At 54.4% G+C, this 17,061-nt stretch carries 13 protein-coding genes and 7 tRNA genes; 1 reads left to right on the top strand and 19 read right to left on the bottom strand.

Annotated features, from left to right (window positions below):
• Nucleotides 1-94: 94 nt before the first annotated feature.
• The 7 genes from N6G83_RS24065 to miaB form a co-directional block, all read right to left on the bottom strand.
• Complete coding sequence (locus N6G83_RS24065) at nt 95-991, bottom strand: amino acid ABC transporter substrate-binding protein (RefSeq protein ID WP_024531235.1); 897 nt, start codon at nt 989-991, stop codon at nt 95-97.
• 363 nt (nt 992-1,354) lie between these two features.
• Nucleotides 1,355-2,884, bottom strand: a complete 1,530-nt coding sequence (gene lnt, locus N6G83_RS24060; protein WP_199062185.1) for an apolipoprotein N-acyltransferase — start codon at nt 2,882-2,884, stop codon at nt 1,355-1,357.
• 7 nt (nt 2,885-2,891) lie between these two features.
• On the bottom strand, nt 2,892-3,770 hold the full coding sequence (corC, locus tag N6G83_RS24055; protein WP_024483194.1) for a CNNM family magnesium/cobalt transport protein CorC: 879 nt from the start codon (nt 3,768-3,770) through the stop codon (nt 2,892-2,894).
• Between the two features lie 81 nt (nt 3,771-3,851).
• On the bottom strand, nt 3,852-4,325 hold the full coding sequence (gene ybeY, locus N6G83_RS24050) for an rRNA maturation RNase YbeY (RefSeq protein WP_025123434.1): 474 nt from the start codon (nt 4,323-4,325) through the stop codon (nt 3,852-3,854).
• Nucleotides 4,322-5,377: a PhoH family protein gene (locus N6G83_RS24045; RefSeq protein WP_024483192.1), complete on the bottom strand. Its 1,056-nt coding sequence runs from the start codon at nt 5,375-5,377 to the stop codon at nt 4,322-4,324. The genes ybeY and N6G83_RS24045 overlap by 4 nt, the downstream gene beginning before the upstream one ends.
• 224 nt (nt 5,378-5,601) lie before the next feature.
• Entirely contained in the window at nt 5,602-5,937 is a 336-nt protein-coding gene (locus tag N6G83_RS24040) for a zinc ribbon domain-containing protein YjdM (RefSeq protein WP_021179990.1), read from the bottom strand.
• A 94-nt stretch (nt 5,938-6,031) separates the two neighbouring features.
• A complete protein-coding gene (miaB, locus tag N6G83_RS24035) occupies nt 6,032-7,456 on the bottom strand; it encodes a tRNA (N6-isopentenyl adenosine(37)-C2)-methylthiotransferase MiaB (RefSeq protein WP_211134802.1) in 1,425 nt (474 codons plus the stop codon).
• Between the two features lie 176 nt (nt 7,457-7,632).
• On the opposite strand from miaB, the gene ubiF reads away from it, so the two are divergent.
• Complete coding sequence (gene ubiF, locus N6G83_RS24030) at nt 7,633-8,814, top strand: 3-demethoxyubiquinol 3-hydroxylase (protein ID WP_211134801.1); 1,182 nt, start codon at nt 7,633-7,635, stop codon at nt 8,812-8,814.
• An 82-nt stretch (nt 8,815-8,896) separates the two neighbouring features.
• Here ubiF and N6G83_RS24025 read toward each other — a convergent pair.
• From N6G83_RS24025 to nagB, 12 genes are all read right to left on the bottom strand, one after another.
• Nucleotides 8,897-8,971: transfer RNA gene (locus N6G83_RS24025), tRNA-Gln, on the bottom strand.
• Nucleotides 8,972-8,989: 18 nt separating this feature from the next.
• A tRNA-Met gene (locus N6G83_RS24020) sits at nt 8,990-9,066 on the bottom strand.
• Nucleotides 9,067-9,104: 38 nt separating this feature from the next.
• Nucleotides 9,105-9,179 (bottom strand) — tRNA-Gln (locus N6G83_RS24015).
• A 43-nt stretch (nt 9,180-9,222) separates the two neighbouring features.
• Nucleotides 9,223-9,297 (bottom strand) — tRNA-Gln (locus tag N6G83_RS24010).
• 40 nt (nt 9,298-9,337) lie between these two features.
• Nucleotides 9,338-9,412, bottom strand: a tRNA-Gln gene (locus N6G83_RS24005).
• Nucleotides 9,413-9,441: 29 nt separating this feature from the next.
• A tRNA-Leu gene (locus N6G83_RS24000) sits at nt 9,442-9,526 on the bottom strand.
• 9 nt (nt 9,527-9,535) lie between these two features.
• A tRNA-Met gene (locus tag N6G83_RS23995) sits at nt 9,536-9,612 on the bottom strand.
• 217 nt (nt 9,613-9,829) lie between these two features.
• Nucleotides 9,830-11,494, bottom strand: coding sequence for an asparagine synthase B (asnB, locus tag N6G83_RS23990; protein ID WP_021179986.1), 1,665 nt, complete (start codon nt 11,492-11,494; stop codon nt 9,830-9,832).
• A 1,209-nt stretch (nt 11,495-12,703) separates the two neighbouring features.
• Complete coding sequence (locus N6G83_RS23985; protein WP_199062887.1) at nt 12,704-13,456, bottom strand: HAD-IIA family hydrolase; 753 nt, start codon at nt 13,454-13,456, stop codon at nt 12,704-12,706.
• 67 nt (nt 13,457-13,523) lie between these two features.
• Nucleotides 13,524-14,744 carry an N-acetylglucosamine repressor gene (locus N6G83_RS23980; RefSeq protein WP_024529305.1) on the bottom strand — a complete coding sequence of 407 codons (1,221 nt, stop codon included), beginning with the start codon at nt 14,742-14,744 and terminating at the stop codon, nt 13,524-13,526.
• A gap of 26 nt (nt 14,745-14,770) precedes the next feature.
• Nucleotides 14,771-15,910 (bottom strand): N-acetylglucosamine-6-phosphate deacetylase, encoded by a 1,140-nt coding sequence (gene nagA, locus N6G83_RS23975; RefSeq protein ID WP_021805318.1) that lies wholly within the window; start codon nt 15,908-15,910, stop codon nt 14,771-14,773.
• Between the two features lie 18 nt (nt 15,911-15,928).
• Nucleotides 15,929-16,729, bottom strand: a complete 801-nt coding sequence (nagB, locus tag N6G83_RS23970) for a glucosamine-6-phosphate deaminase (protein WP_024529306.1) — start codon at nt 16,727-16,729, stop codon at nt 15,929-15,931.
• Between the last annotated feature and the right edge of the window lie 332 nt (nt 16,730-17,061).

Here is a 17,061-nt window from a genome sequence, read left to right as displayed (position 1 = left end):
GAAAGAATGCGGGAGGGGAACGGCCCCCCGCATACCTGTCTGTCCTGTTACGGTCATCTACAACAGCCAGCTGGGCTGGCTTGATCTTTTTAGATTAGTTCAGTGCTTTGTCGTTCGGCTCTTTAAACAACTGCTTCATGTCGTCAGACAGATCGAAGTTCATGTTGAGGTTTTTGGGTGGGATTGGCTGTTTGAACCAGACCTCAAACCATTTGGCAGCCTGGCCAGAGGTTTGAGCTTGAGCGATAGTTTCATCCACCAGCTTTTTGAACTGTGGATCGTCTTTACGCATCATGCAGCCGTAGGCTTCTTTAGACTGCGGAGTGGCAATGATTTCCCACTGATCCGGCTGTTTGGCCTTGGCGCGTTCGCCTGCCAGCAGGGCATCATCCATCATAAACGCCACCGCACGGCCACTTTCCAGAGTGCGGAAGGAATCACCGTGGTCTTTGGCACTGATGATGCGCATTTTCATCTGATCTTTGTCGTTCAGCTTGTTGAGCAACACTTCGGAAGTGGTGCCTGAAGTGACGACCACGGCCTTACCGGCCAGATCTTTAAAGTCTTTGATGTCGGAGCCTTTCTTGACCAGCAGACGGGTACCGACGACGAAAATGGTATTAGAGAATGCCGCCTGTTTCTGGCGCTCGAGGTTGTTGGTGGTGGAGCCACACTCAAAATCGAAGGTGCCGTTTTGCAACAGTGGAATACGGTTTTGCGAGGTGATCGGCAGCATTTTCACCTGCAGATTAGGCTCGTTCAATTTCTTCTTGATGGCATCAACGATTTGGTTGGAATAATCCTGGGAGTAACCCACAACTTTCTGCTGATTATCGTAGTAGGAGAACGGAACTGAGGATTCACGGTGGCCAACAACAATCACGCCGTTATCTTTGATTTTCTTCAGCGTACCGGTCAGTTCTTCCGCATGGGCTACGCTACTCGCCATCCCGATCAGCAGTAACGATAACGCCAATTTGCGCATTTGCATGGTCCAACTCCTATGCTGTTGTGATTGCCCGCACTCAGGGAGGGCGAGTTAATACGGCTGAGCTATAAAGATAGTCCTAATGCCGATTTACGATAGAAAATAACCGATTGTGAACAAGATGAAACCAAGATGTTTCATTTTTTGCGACATCACGCGCACCAAATGAATGCAATAAACCCCTGGTGCACCACTTGGGTGCGAGTCTTGCGCTGGAGTTGTGCACGGATGCGTCAAGATGTCAGTTAAAGTAAATCAGCAACGTTCTACAGGGTAATTAAAGCAAGGAGCATGCCAGAAACATTAAAAGGGAAGGGGCAACATGAAATGAAGCGGGCACGGTAAGGCACCGTGCCCAAAGAGAACTTATCTGCGGCGCCAGCTAATGAGCAGCGCGATGGCGCCCAGCAGCACGGTGATGATCCACACTGGCGCAGAGCCAAAGCGGGCATACGGCGTGACGCCGGTGGTTGGGGTCACCTTCACTTCCAGCACTTTACGGGTGAACTGTGGGATGGATGCCAACACTTCGCCGGTTGGGCCAACGGCGGCGGTGATGCCGTTATTGGTGCTACGCAGCAATGGCCTGCCCAGTTCCAATGAACGCATACGCGCCATCTGGAAGTGCTGCCATGGGCCGATGGAGTGGCCGAACCAGGCATCGTTGGACACGGTCAACAGGAAGTTGGTATCCGGACGGAAATTGTCGCGTACCTGCTGGCCCAGCACGATTTCATAGCAGATGGCAGCCGTCAGGTTGTAACCGCGCACGCTGAGCTGGGGTTGCACATAGTCACCACGGCTGAACGAAGACATTGGCAGGTCGAAGAACGGAGCCAACGGGCGCAGCAGCGTTTCCAACGGCACAAACTCACCAAAGGGCACCAGGTGATGTTTGTCATAGCGATTGGCTGCCGGGTAGCTGTAAGGCTTTTCCTCCCCAAGCACGATCACGCTGTTGAAGAACTGATTGCCTTGTGGGGTGGCGCGAGCGTCTACAATGCCGGTGATCAGGCTGCTGTTCTTGGCGCGCATCAGATCGTCCATCATGGTCAGGAAACCGTTCTGATTGCTCTCCACATCGGGAATGGCGGACTCCGGCCAGATGATGATCGGTGCTTTGCCCATCAACGGACGGCTCTCATCCAGATAGGTTTGCAGCGTGCTGAGCAACGCCTTCGGATCCCACTTCATCGACTGCTCGATATTGCCCTGCACCATGGCCACGTTCACCGCTTTATCCGGCTGCGGCGTAAACCAGTGGATCTGGCGCAGCGGCCAAGGCAGCAACAGCATGGCGATAGCAATGACCGCCGGGGTGATGCGCCGCTGATTGAGGGCAAATACCAGCAGGCCGCTGAGGGACATCAAGAGCAGCGTGATCGCATCCACGCCGAGCAATGGCGCAATGCCTTTCAGCGGACCGTCGATCTGGGTATAACCAAATTGCAGCCAGGGGAAACCGGTCAGCACCCAACCGCGCAGGAACTCGGTCAGTTGCCATAGGGCCGGAGCGGCAATGGCCAGCCGCCACCAGGTGGTACGTGGCCAGATCCGCGTCAGCAAACCGGCGAACAGCCCGGTATACAGCGAAAGATAGGCGGCCAGCAGCACGACCAGGAAAATATTGATGGCAAACGGCATACCGCCGAAATCGGCAATGCTGACGTAAACCCAGTTCACGCCGCTACCGAACAGCCCCATACCCCAGCAGAAACCGAGCAGGGCGGATTGTTTGGTGGTGCGGTTGAGGGTCACGGCCAGCAGGCCGAACAGCGAGACAATGGCCGCAGGCCAGATATCGTAAGGGGAGAAGGCCAGCGTGCCACAGGCACCGGTCAAAAGCGCCAGTAGGGCGCGAACCCACTGGCGATCAAGTAATGAGGCTTTAGCCATGTGTAAGTTATTCTTCCAGTTTCGGTTGCGGGGCATCGTCCGGAATTTTGACATGAACCTGGATGATACGTCGACTGTCGGCCATCGCAACTTTAAATAGGTAACCTTCGATTTCAATGGTTTCCCCGCGCGCTGGCAGGTGGCCGAAGGCTTGCATCACCAGGCCGCCGATGGTGTCCACCTCATCGTCGCTGAAATGGGTGCCGAAGATGTCGTTGAAGTCTTCGATCGGCGCCAGCGCCCGCACGGTGAACATGTGGCGGCTCAGTTGGCGAACGTCACGATCTTCCTCATCGTCATATTCGTCCTCAATCTCCCCGACAATCAGCTCCAGAATGTCTTCGATGGTTACCAGGCCAGAGACACCGCCGAATTCATCAATGACAATCGCCATGTGATAACGCTGGGAGCGGAACTCCTTCAGCATCCGGTCAACCCGCTTGCTTTCCGGTACCACCACGGCGGTACGCAGCACCTTGTCGATGCTGAACGGCTCGGAGTCTGCGCGCATAAACGGCAGCAGGTCCTTGGCCATCAGAATGCCTTCGATGTGATCTTTATCTTCGCTGATCACCGGGAAGCGCGAGTGGGCGGATTCGATAATCACGTCCAGGCACTCTTCCAGCGTTTGGTTACGCTTGAGCGTCACCATCTGGGAGCGCGGGATCATGATGTCGCGTACGCGCTGCTCGGCGATATCCATCACGCCTTCCAGCATGTCACGGGTATCGGGATCGATCAGGTCGTTTTGCTCGGAATCACGGATCAGCTCTACCAGATCGCCACGGTTTTTAGGTTCACCGTGGAACAGCTGGTTAAGGATAAGAGTAAAGAACCCCTTCTTGGGACTGGGGCTGTCATTGCTTTGTGAATGGTCGTCGCTCATGGCGTTTTAGTTAATATCACTCTATTGAGTTATCAAAATTAGCGACAGCCCCAATCGGGGCTGCGGGGTGCTCAGCTAACATCAGGTGGGATCTTTTTCCGCGAGGTAAGGGTCTGGGTAACCCATCTCCTGCATTATCTCGGTTTCCAAAGATTCCATTTCTTCGGCTTCATCGTCTTCGATGTGGTCATACCCTAGCAGATGAAGGCTACCGTGAACAACCATATGCGCCCAGTGTGCTTCCAGCGCTTTCTGTTGTTCAACCGCTTCCTGTTCAACCACTTGACGGCAAATAATCAAATCACCCAACAGCGGCAGTTCGATTTCCGGCGGTGCCTCGAACGGGAATGATAACACGTTGGTGGGCTTGTCTTTACCACGATAAGTCAGATTCAGCTCATTGCTTTCCGCCTCATCCACTAAGCGGATGGTGACTTCGGCTTCTTCCTGAAACTGTGGCAATACTCCTTCCAGCCAGCGCTGGAAGGTGGCTTCATCCGGTAATCCTTCACTGCTGGCGCAGGCAATTTGTAAATCCAGAATAACCTGGCTCATGGTGTTTCCTGTTCGGAGGCAACCGGTGCCTCACGTCTACGTTGTTCGGCGATGGCATCTTTGCGTTTTTGTTCGGCGGCTTCCCAGGCTTCATAGGCGACCACCACACGGGCGACTACCGGATGGCGCACCACGTCTTCGCTGTGGAAGAAGTTAAAGCTGATCTCTTCCACCTCAGACAGCACTTCCACCGCATGGCGCAGGCCGGATTTCTGATTGCGTGGCAGGTCGATCTGGGTCACGTCGCCGGTGATCACCGCTTTCGAGTTGAAACCGATACGCGTCAGGAACATCTTCATCTGTTCGATGGTGGTGTTCTGGCTTTCATCGAGAATGATAAAGGCATCATTCAGCGTACGGCCACGCATGTAGGCCAGCGGCGCAACTTCTATCACGTTACGCTCGATCAGTTTTTCCACGCGTTCAAAGCCCAGCATTTCAAACAGGGCGTCATACAGCGGGCGCAGATATGGGTCGACTTTCTGGCTCAGATCCCCCGGCAGGAAGCCCAGCTTCTCACCCGCTTCAACCGCCGGGCGGGTCAGCAGGATACGCCGGATTTCCTGGCGCTCCAGCGCGTCTACCGCAGCGGCAACTGCCAGATAAGTTTTACCGGTACCCGCCGGGCCAACGCCAAAGGTGATGTCATGGGCGAAAATATTGGCGATGTATTGCGCCTGGTTAGGCGTGCGGGGCTTCACCATGCCACGCTTGGTCTTGATGGTGACCGATTTGCCGTAATCCGGCACGCTGTCTGCCACCTGCTCCAGCACCCGGCTCTCTTTGATGGCCAGGTGGATCTGTTCCGGATCGATATCTGGGGTCACGCCACGGATCGGCGCGGTATCCACATACAGATGGCGCAAAATATCGGCGGCGGCAACCACGCACAGGTTTTTACCGACCAGCTTGAAACGGTTGTCACGGCGGTTGATTTCAATCCCCAGCCGACGTTCGAGTTGTTTGATGTTGTCATCAAACGGGCCGCACAGGCTCAACAGGCGTTGGTTGTCTGCGGGCTCCAACAGGATTTCTTGTGTTGCGACGTTCAAACGATTCCTCAAGGCTCAACAGGGCCTGGTTGATGTCACGTAACGCGATTTCAGCGCGGGCATTCAGGGCAACCCCCGAACAGCTCTACCCTGAATTATTCATGGTGTACCGCACTGGCGCAAGTTTACCTCTGATCTATCTGTGCGCAGCGAAGGGAATTCAAGGGGGGAGGGGGCAGAATTGGGCCAAATAGTTTGGCCCAACAGCAGGTTAACAGCGGAAATCAGCTCTTCTTCACAAATTCGGATTTCAGCTTCATCGGGCCAAAGCCGTCGATTTTGCAATCGATGTTGTGATCGCCTTCGACCAGGCGGATGTTCTTCACCTTGGTGCCGATCTTCAACATGGAAGAGCTGCCTTTGACCTTCAGATCCTTGACCACGGTCACCGCATCGCCATCGGCCAGCAGGTTACCGTTGGCATCTTTGACAATCAGGGTATCGGCATCTTCAACGGCCGCGCTGTCGCTCCACTCATGGGCGCACTCAGGGCAGATGAACAGGGCGTTATCCTGGTAGGTGTATTCGGAATTGCACTTCGGGCAGTGTGGGAGTTGCATTATTGTGTCGCCTCATAATCAAAATAAAAAAACAAAATTACCGGACAATGACTGCCCGGCAGAGAAAAAGGAAAATGCCAAGGTGGCGGGGCGATCAGGGTTGGTAGCTACCGACGCCCAGCTCATCTTCCTTACGGGTACGTGCAATCACCGCTTGAGGGGATTGGTGCACGCGCAGTTCCATCTGCTGTTCGGTGCGGACCAGGGTACCGCGCAGAGAATTGGTTAACACTTCAGTAATCTCGACGTCGACGAACTGGCCGATCAAATCTGGGGTGCCCTCAAAGTTGACCATCCGGTTGCATTCGGTGCGGCCAGAGAGTTCCATCAAGCTCTTGCGTGAGGTGCCCTCGACCAGAATACGCTGCACGGTGCCAAGCATACGGCGGCTGAACTGCATCACCTGCTGGTTGATCCGTTCTTGCAGCAGATACAGACGTTGTTTTTTCTCTTCTTCGCTGACGTCGTCAACCATGTCTGCCGCTGGAGTGCCTGGGCGCGAAGAGTAGATAAAGCTGAAGCTGGTGTCGAAGTTCACCTGGGCAATCAGGTTCATGGTCTGTTCAAAGTCGGCCTGGGTTTCCCCTGGGAAACCGATAATGAAATCAGAGCTGAACTGGATATTGGGCCGTGCCTGACGCAGCTTGCGGATAATCGCTTTGTATTCCAGCGCCGTGTGGGCGCGTTTCATCATGGTCAGAATGCGGTCTGAACCGCTTTGTACCGGCAGATGCAGGAAGCTGACCAACTCGGGCGTATCTTCATACACCGCAATAATATCGTCGCTGAACTCAATCGGGTGGCTGGTGGTAAAGCGGATGCGATCGATGCCGTCGATGGAGGCCACCAGGCGCAACAGTTCGGCAAATGAGCAGATGCCACCATCAAAGGTTGCGCCACGATAGGCGTTGACGTTCTGGCCCAGCAGGTTCACTTCACGTACGCCCTGGGCGGCCAACTGAGCGACTTCAAACAGGACATCATCGCTTGGGCGGCTGACTTCTTCACCGCGGGTGTAAGGCACCACGCAGAACGTGCAGTATTTGTTGCAGCCTTCCATGATCGAGACGAAGGCGGTTGGCCCATCGGCACGGGGTTCCGGCAGGCGGTCGAACTTTTCGATTTCCGGGAAGCTGATGTCCACGATCGGGCTATGCGAACCGCGCACGTGGTTGATCATCTCCGGCAGGCGATGCAATGTCTGTGGGCCAAAAACGATGTCAACGCAGGGCGCGCGCTGGCGCAGATGTTCCCCTTCCTGCGAAGCAACGCAACCGCCGACGCCAATAATCAGATCGGGGTTGTTCTTTTTCAGTTGCTTCCAACGGCCCAATAACGCGAAAACCTTTTCCTGCGCCTTCTCGCGGATCGAGCAGGTATTGAGCAGCAACACATCCGCTTCTTCAGCGTTTTCAGTCCACTCGAAGCCGTGTGTGCTTCCCAGCAAATCTGCCATTTTCGATGAGTCGTACTCATTCATCTGGCAGCCCCAGGTTTTGATATGTAGTTTTTTCGTCATTGACTTGCCATTACTCAGTGCGGAGAGAAAATTGCGTTACGCGCCATGCAGGAAGGCCATTGTAATCATTTGGCGCGCTGGTGACCAGCGAAGTGGCAGTAGCATGCGACCTGAAGCCGGATTAAAAATCCGGTACACTGAGCCAAGATGCCTAATTAACCAAAAGTATAGCCAAAATGAACACTTCTCAAAAACGCTTTGATGCCGTGGTGGTTGGCGGCGGGATGGTGGGAGCTGCTGCCGCGCTGGGGCTGGCTCGCGCCGGATTGTCGGTCGCTTTGTTAGAGCACGAGGCTCCCGATACGTTCGATCCCCAAAGCCCGCCGGACCTGCGGATCTCCGCTATTGGCTGCACCTCCGTTGGCTTGTTGAAGCAGCTTGATGCCTGGCCTGCGGTGTTGCAGATGAGATCGGCACCCTACCGCAGGCTGGAAACCTGGGAATGGGAGTCCTCACGGGTGGCATTTGATGCCGCAACGCTTGGGCTGCCAGAGCTGGGTTTTATGGTCGAGAACCGTATATTGCAGCTCGCCCTATGGCAGCAGTTGTCACAATGCGAGAATTTAACGCTGTACTGCCCCACCAGGCTGCAGGCGATGCATCGAGCGGATGACCAATGGCAGGTGACGTTAAGCTCGTCAGAGACCCTACAGGCGCGTTTGGTGGTGGGTGCCGACGGTGCTCACTCACAGGTACGCAAGTTGGCGGCGATTGGCACCAGCGGTTGGCAATATCGCCAGTCTTGCATGTTGATCACCGTGGAAACCGACCAACCGCAGCAGGATGTGACCTGGCAGCAATTCCTCCCCTCTGGCCCACGCGCGTTCCTGCCGCTGTACGACCAGTGGGCAACGCTGGTGTGGTATGACAGCCCGCAGCGTATTCGCCAGTTGCAGGCGTTACCTATGGCACAGCTCGAACAAGAGATAGCGGTGGCTTTCCCATCCCGCTTGGGCACGGTGAAGGCTCATGCCGCCGGATCTTTCCCACTGGTGCGCCGCCACGCACAACGCTATGTGCAATCAGGGCTGGTGTTGCTCGGCGATGCTGCACATACCATCAATCCGCTGGCCGGGCAGGGGGTGAACCTTGGCTATCGTGATGTGGATGCATTACTGGAGATCGTGAGCGACGCCCGGGAGCAGGGAGAGGATTGGGCGAGTGAAGAGGTGCTGATGCGCTATCAGCGCCGTCGTCGCACCGATAACCTGCTGATGCAAAGCGGCATGGATCTGTTCTATACCGCCTTCAGCAATAACCTGGCTCCGCTGGGCGTGGCGCGCAATCTGGCACTGATGGTAGCGGAAAGGGCGGGCAAGCTGAAAGAGCGGGCGCTGAAGTATGCATTAGGTTTGTGATGACATGGGGCGCCGCATGTTGCGCCCATTTTATCCAAACTCAGAAAAGCAAAAAGCTCGCCGAAGCGAGCTTTTCTAAATTTGGCTGGGGTGCCAGGATTCGAACCTGGGTATGCTGGTATCAGAAACCAGAGCCTTACCGCTTGGCGACACCCCAATTGTAAAGCAGATAGCATGGTGGCTACGACGGGATTTGAACCTGTGACCCCATCATTATGAGTGATGTGCTCTAACCAGCTGAGCTACGTAGCCATTTTTACTACTTTTTGTTGCTTGTCAACTATGTTGTATGGCTGGGGTACCTGGATTCGAACCAGGGAATGCTGGTATCAAAAACCAGTGCCTTACCGCTTGGCGATACCCCAATAACACAATTAACTTTTTTTACCGCGCCCCATCCTGAAAAGATGGCTGGGGTACCTGGATTCGAACCAGGGAATGCTGGTATCAAAAACCAGTGCCTTACCGCTTGGCGATACCCCAATAGCAAATTAACTTTTTTACAGCGCTCCATCTGGGAAGATGGCTGGGGTACCTGGATTCGAACCAGGGAATGCTGGTATCAAAAACCAGTGCCTTACCGCTTGGCGATACCCCACCTGCTGTATGCGCGACGATGAAAGAAAATGGTGCGGGAGGCGAGACTTGAACTCGCACACCTTGCGGCGCTAGAACCTAAATCTAGTGCGTCTACCAATTTCGCCACTCCCGCAAAAAAGATTGGTGGCTACGACGGGATTCGAACCTGTGACCCCATCATTATGAGTGATGTGCTCTAACCAACTGAGCTACGTAGCCATCTTTTTCGCTCAACCTTCATCGGCGTTGCGGGGCGCATTATGCGTATATGGCCGATTTGCGTCAACTAGTTTTTTCCCGAAAAAGCGACTGGGCGGGTTGTTTGTCTGGGTTGTGAACAGTATGGTGATAAAAACGGCAGTTCGGAGGGTTAACGGTTGAAAACATCCACAAAAAAGCGGGCCATCAGGCCCGCCGAAGGTAAAACGGTGACGGTTTACTTATAGGCTGACTGGTGTACGCCTACGGCACGGCCTGATGGGTCGTCCATCTTTTTGAAGGATTCGTCCCATTCAATGGCTTTTGCCGACGAGCAGGCTACGGAAGGGCCGCCAGGGACACATTCCGCTGCGCTCGGCAACGGGAACAGCTCTTCGAAAATCTCGCGGTACAGGTAGCCTTCTTTGCTGTTTGGCGTGTTGTACGGGAAGCGGAAACGTGCCGTTTCAAGCTGTTGATCGCTAATCTGCTTGGCAGCGACTTCTTTTAGCGTATCGATCCAGCTGTAACCGACACCGTCGGAGAACTGCTCTTTCTGGCGCCAGGCTACGCTAGCGGGCAGATAAGACTCGAAGCATTGGCGAATAATGTGCTTCTCCATCTTGCCGTTGCCGCACATTTTATCCTGCGGGTTGATACGCATCGCCACGTCCAGGAAGTTTTTATCCAGGAACGGTACGCGGGCTTCTACACCCCAGGCAGACATTGCTTTGTTGGCACGAGCACAGTCGTACATATGCAGCGCCAGCAGTTTACGCACGGTTTCCTCGTGGAATTCTTTGGCATTTGGCGCCTTATGGAAGTACAGGTAGCCGCCGAACACTTCATCCGCCCCTTCGCCAGACAGCACCATCTTGATGCCCATCGCTTTAATCTTGCGTGACATCAGATACATCGGCGTGGAGGCGCGTATGGTGGTGACATCGTAAGTTTCGATGTGGTAGATCACATCGCGGATGGCATCCAGGCCTTCCTGCACCGTGAAGTGGATTTCATGGTGGACGGTGCCAAGGTGGTTAGCGACCTCTTGAGCCGCACGCAGATCCGGGGAACCTTCCAGCCCGACGGCGAAGGAGTGCAGCTGTGGCCACCAGGCTTCACTGCGCTCATCATCTTCTACCCGGCGTGCGGCATATTTTTTGGTGATGGCAGAGATCACCGAGGAATCCAGCCCGCCGGAGAGCAGCACGCCGTAAGGTACGTCGGACATCAGGTGGCTTTTTACCGACTCTTCCAGTGCGTTGCGCAGGGCGTTGGCATCGGTGACGTTGTCTTTGACGTTGTCATAGTCGAACCAGTCACGCTGGTAGTATTCGCGGATTTCACCGTCCTGGCTCCACAGGTAGCTGCCCGCCGGGAACTCTTTAATGCTGCGGCAGACCGGCACCAGTGCCTTCATCTCAGAAGCGACATACAGGTTGCCGTGCTCATCGTGCCCCATATACAGCGGGATGATGCCGAGGTGGTCGCGGCCAATCAGGTAAGCGTCTTTTTCCGTGTCGTATAGGGCAAAGGCGAACATACCTTGCAGATCGTCCAGGAAGTTCGGGCCTTTTTCCTGATACAGCGCCAGGATCACTTCGCAGTCGGAGCCGGTCTGGAATTGATAATGCTCACCCAACTGCTGACGCAGGGCCTGATGGTTATAAATTTCACCGTTAACCGCCAATACGTGGGTGTGCGCAGCGTTGTACAGCGGTTGGGCACCGTTATTCACGTCAACAATCGACAGGCGCTCGTGAACCAGAATGGCTTTATCGCTGGCGTAAACGCCGGACCAGTCTGGGCCGCGATGGCGCATCAGGCGTGACAGTTCCAACGCTCTTTTACGCAATTCAACCGGATCGGACTTCAGATCGAGCACACCGAAAATAGAACACATACAAACTCTCCTAACGACATTTTATGGCGGTGATGTGATGTACAGCGCGCCTGCATGTAAATTCAACGGTGCGGCTTTGCTGCCTTCTGATAATGAAAATGCGTCAAAAGCTGAGGTGTATGCAAGCGATTTAGCGTTACGCTGAAAAATAGTCTTGGGGTGGGGTGTTAAAATTAGTGGATGTTCAATTTTAAGCGGCAAAAATTGAATAATATCTAATTTTTCGTCGAATGAGGCGAGTGTGGGATAAATTTTCTGGCGTTTCGATGATCGATGTTTTCCCTCACCCCAACCCTCTCCCACAGGGAGAGGGAGCTGTCCGGAGGTCTTGATTAGCTTGTGCGACTTCGGAAAGAAGGGTGTAAGAACAAGAAAGGTAAGGTATTACGTCAAGCGATCAACGAACTCGATCGGTCCGCTTTCCCACAGGGATAGGGGGCTGTCCGGAGGTCTTGATTAGCTTGTGCGACTTCGGAAAGTAGGGGGTAAGAACAAGAACGGTAAGGTATTACGTCAAGCGATCAACGAACTCGATCGGTCCTCTTTCCCACAGGGAGAGGGAGCTGTCCGGAGGTCTTGATTAGCTTGTGCGACTTCGGAAAGTAGGGTGTAAGAACAAGAAAGGCAAGGTATTACGTCAAGCGATCAACGAACTCGATCGGTCCTCTTTCCCACAGGGAGAGGGGGCTGTCCGGAGGTCTTGATTAGCTTGTGCGACTTCGGAAAGAAGGGGGGTAAGAACAAGAAAGGCAAGGTATTACGTCAAGCGATCAACGAACTCGATCGGTCCTCTTTCCCACAGGGAGAGGGAGCTGTCCGGAGGTCTTGATTAGCTTGTGCGACTTCGGAACGTAGGGGGTAAGAACAAGAACGGTAAGGTATTACGTCAAGCGATCAACGAACTCGATCGGTCCGCTTTCCCACAGGGAGAGGGAGCTGTCCGGAGGTCTTGATTTGCTTGTACGACTTCGGAAAGTGGGGGGTAAGAACAAGAAAGGTAAGGTATTACGTCAAGCGATCAATGAGCTCGATCGGTCCGCTTTCCCACAGGGAGAGGGAGCTGTCCGGAGGTCTTGATTAGCTTGTACGACTTCGGAAAGTAGGGGGTAAGAACAAAAACGGTAAGGTATTACGTCAAGCGATCAACGAACTCGATCGGTCCCCTCTCCCTGTGGGAGAGGGTTAGGGTGAGGGGCCATTGCTTGCTGCTTAAAAAATAGTGATATCCGCCACGGAAGGGAAGATATGGCTCGGGCGGAATGGCATGGATTCAACATCGTTCAGCGTTGAGACGCCAGACAGCACCAGCACGGTTTCCAGCCCGGCCTGGAAGCCTGCCAGAATATCGGTGCGCAGGTTGTCCCCGATAATGACCGTCTCTTCCGAATGTCCCTGCATCTTGTTCAGTGCGGCGCGGATAATCCACGGGCTAGGCTTGCCGACATAAAACGGCTTACGGCCGGTGATCTTCTCGATCGGCGCACACAGAGCCCCACAGGCTGGTGTGAAACCATGGCCATGGGTATCCGGGTTAGTGGCTATAAACCGTGCCCCGTTGTTCACGAAGAAGGCCGCTTTATGCATCATGTCCCAGTTGTAGGAACGGGTCTCACCCACGATCACGAAATCCGGGTTGATATCGGTGATGGTAAAGCCGGCTTTGTAGAGTTCGTGGATCAGTGCGCCTTCACCCACCACATAGGCTTTTTTACCTTCCTGGCGGCGCAGGAAATCGGCCGTCGCCATCGCTGAGGTATAAAACGCGCTTTCTGGCACGTCCAGGCCAGCGGCGGCAAAGCGGTTGGCCAGATCCTGGGCGGTTTGCGAAGGGTAGTTGGTTAGCACCACCAACGGCATCCCTTGTTCCTGAATACGAGCCAGGAACAGATCGGCTCCAGGGATCGGGGTATTGTCATGCAGCAGCACGCCGTCGATGTCACATATCACGTTTTTGATAGTCATTGTTGCTGGTCTCATGATGAACGGCAGGGCAAAAAAGCCAGAAGTGCATCCCTGCCAAACAGGCAGTTTAACTTTCTAGCAGCCGTTGGAGAAGTACACCGTTGAGCATTGCCCGTTTAGCCAGGGCAAAAGCACCGATCGCTGAACGGTGATTGAGTTCGGAAGTGACCACGGGCAGGTTTCTGCGGAAATCCTTCAGCACCTGGGTGTTGATGCAGCTTTGGATGGCGGGTAACAACACTTTGTCCGCTTCGGTGATTTCACCGGCGATCACCACTTTTTGTGGGTTGAACAGGTTGATAGCGATGGCTACCGCCTTGCCCAGATAGCGGCCAACGTGTTCGATCACTTCGCTGGCCAGCAAATCTCCGCGATTGGCGGCTTTGCAGATGGCGGCGATGCTACAGTCGTCCAGCGTCATTTTGCTTGGGTAGCCCTGAGTCAGTAGGTGGCGTACGCGCTGTTCGATAGCTGCGTTGGCCGCCACGGTTTCCAGACAGCCGAAGTTACCGCAGTGGCAGCGTTCGCCGAGGGGATCGATTTGAATATGACCAATCTCCCCCACGTTGCCGTTATTACCGAGGAAAATTTTGCCGTTGACGATGATCCCGGCGCCGGTGCCCCGGTGCAGGCGCACCAGAATGGAGTCTTCACAATCCCGGGTAGCCCCGAAGTAGTGCTCCGCCAAGGCCAGGCTGCGGATATCGTGGCCGACAAAACTGGTGACGTTGAAGCGTTGCTGAAGATGATCGACCAACGCCCAGTTATCGACGTTGATGTGCGGCATATAGCGCACTACGCCTAACGCCGGATCGACCAGGCCAGGCAGGATCACGGCAATGGCGATCAGTTCGCGCAGTTTGCGTTGGTAACTTTCGATAAACTGCGCAATGGCGTTGAGCAGTGCGTTTTCCAGTGTCTCCTGGGTGCGTTCCGGCAGAGGGTAGTGCTCCTCTCCGAGCGACTTACCGCCCATATCGTACAGGGTGATGGTGGCATCATGGCGGCCCAGGCGGACGGCAACGGTGTGGAAATTGCGGGTTTCACTGACAATGGAAATGGCACGGCGGCCACCGGTGGAGGCTTGCTGATCGACCTCTTTGATCAGCCCGCGCTCCAACAGTTGGCGAGTAATTTTAGTGACGCTGGCGGGGGCAAGCTGACTGAGTTCGGCAATCTGAATGCGCGAGATCGGGCCTTGCTGGTCGATCAGGCGATACACTGCTGCGCCGTTAAGTTGCTTAACTAAGTCAACATTCCCTATTTGTGCTTGTCCGCCAGTGCTCATCAATAATTCTACTCGCTGTTCATGGATTAAACCTCGTTGCCGTTAACGAGGGTCTTGGTGATTTGGTAATCACGGGTAAAGGCGGTCAGGTTGGCGACCTTGCCGGCTTCGATGGTGCCTAAACGCTGTTCGACACCGATAGCGCGAGCCGGATAGAGCGTCGCCATGCGCAGCGCTTCGTCCAGTGCGATACCAACATGCTCTACGCTGTTTTGCACCGCTTCGATCATGGTCAGTGCGGAGCCGCTCAGAGTGCCGTTTTCGTCAACACACAGGCCGTCACGATAATAAATGGTTTTACCCGCGAAAATAAACTGATCGATATCCGCGCCTGCTGGTGCAGTAGCATCGGTGACCAGCACCAATTTATCACCTTTTACCCGCTTGGCGTTACGGATACTCGCCCAGGCCACGTGGTGCCCATCGGCAATGATGCCGGTATACACTTCTGGCGTGTCGAAGATCGCGCCCATCAGGCCCGGTTCGCGGCCGCTGATGTACGGCATGGCATTGTACAGATGGGTGGCGAAGGTTATGCCTGCGGCGAAACCCACGCGTGCCTGATCGTAAGTGGCGTTGGAGTGGCCAGCGGACACCACGATACCGGCGTCGCTCAGCTGTTTGATAAAGTGAGGTTCCACCATTTCTGGCGCCAGGGTCACTTTGCTGATCACGTCGGCGTTGGCACACAGGTAGTCGATCATCTCGCTGGTAGGCTTGCGGATAAACGCCGGGTTGTGGGTGCCTTTCTTCTCCAGGCTCAGGTACGGCCCTTCCAGATGCAGGCCAAGGGCCTGATTGGGATGGTTCTTCAGATAAGCGCGCATCACGTTGATGCCGTGCTTCATATAATCGTCGCTGCAGGTGATCAGCGTTGGCAGATAGCTGGTACAGCCGGATTTCTCGTTGGCGCGCTGCATGATTTCCAGCGTGGTTTCCGAGATGGCTTCCAGTGAGTCGTTAAATTGCACGCCGCCGCAGCCGTTAAGCTGCACGTCGATAAAACCGGGGGCTAGGATGGCGCCACCCAGATCGCGCGTTTCGATGCCTGCTGGCAGTTCGGCCAGTGGGCAGACTCGTTCAATCAGGCCATCAGCAATCACTACCGCATGGTCATCAAGCACGTCATGGCCGGTAAAAATCCGGCATTGGGTTAAAGCGAACATGTAGCCCCCTGCAAAAAATTAAAGACTATTAACGCTTTCCGCTTCCAACTCGCGGAAATACTTAACGGTTTTCACCTTCAGTTCCATGGTGGACGGTTCGTCACAAACCACCACGGCTTTGGCATGCAGCTGCAGGCAGCTAATGGTCCACAGGTGGTTGATGCTGCCTTCCACTGCGGCTTCCAGCGCCTGTGCCTTGCCACGGCCGGTGACCAGGATCATCACTTCTTCCGCATCGAGCAGGGTGCCTACGCCGACGGTCAGGGCATATTTTGGCACTTGGCTTACGTCACCGTCGAAGAAGCGGGAGTTGGCGATGCGGGTTTCTTCGGTCAGCGTTTTGATACGGGTGCGTGAAGCCAGGGAAGACGCTGGTTCGTTGAACGCAATGTGGCCATCGAAGCCTACGCCGCCCATGAACAGGTTAACTTTGCCGTAGGATTTCATTTTGGCTTCGTACTGACGGCATTCTTCATCAACGTCTGCTGCGTTACCGTTCAGCAGGTTGATATTTTCACGTGGGATATCAACGTGGTCGAAGAAGTTGCGGTACATGAAGGTGTGGTAGCTTTCCGGGTGTTCCTGCGGCAGGCCAACATATTCATCCATGTTGAAGGTCACGACGTGCTTGAAGCTGACTTCACCGGCTTTGTGCATCGCGATCAGGTGTTTGTAGGCTTCCAGCGGGGTGCCACCGGTTGGCAGGCCAAGGACGAACGGGCGTTCTGCGGTCGGTTTGAAGGCGTTGATACGCTGAACGATATGGCGTGCGGCCCATTTGCCGACTTGAGTAGTGTCTTGTAGTGGGATAAGTCTCATCGTACACCTCTAGGTAGAATAAACTGTGTCAATACTGGTACGGGCAACAACCGTAGCTTAAAGCGTAACTCAGCTTTGTGAAGCTGGTATTCGGGATTACTGTCCGTTGATTTTTTGAATGATAAAATAAGTTTTGTGCGATGGCTAGCAATGTGGCAGTTTAACACTACTTTTTGGTGACATTTGTCACAAAAAAGGAGGTTTTAATTTGCGATACGAAATAATTTTTTTACACTCCGCATGAGTGATACGTGCCAAGCGTTATTTCTAAAAAGGTAGTGAGTTATCTCAATAAACTGCCAATAGGGTCCGGCATCGGACGAATAGGGGGA

This window comes from Serratia sp. PL7 (assembly GCF_945957435.1).
This window is presented reverse-complemented; position numbering and strand designations above follow the sequence as displayed.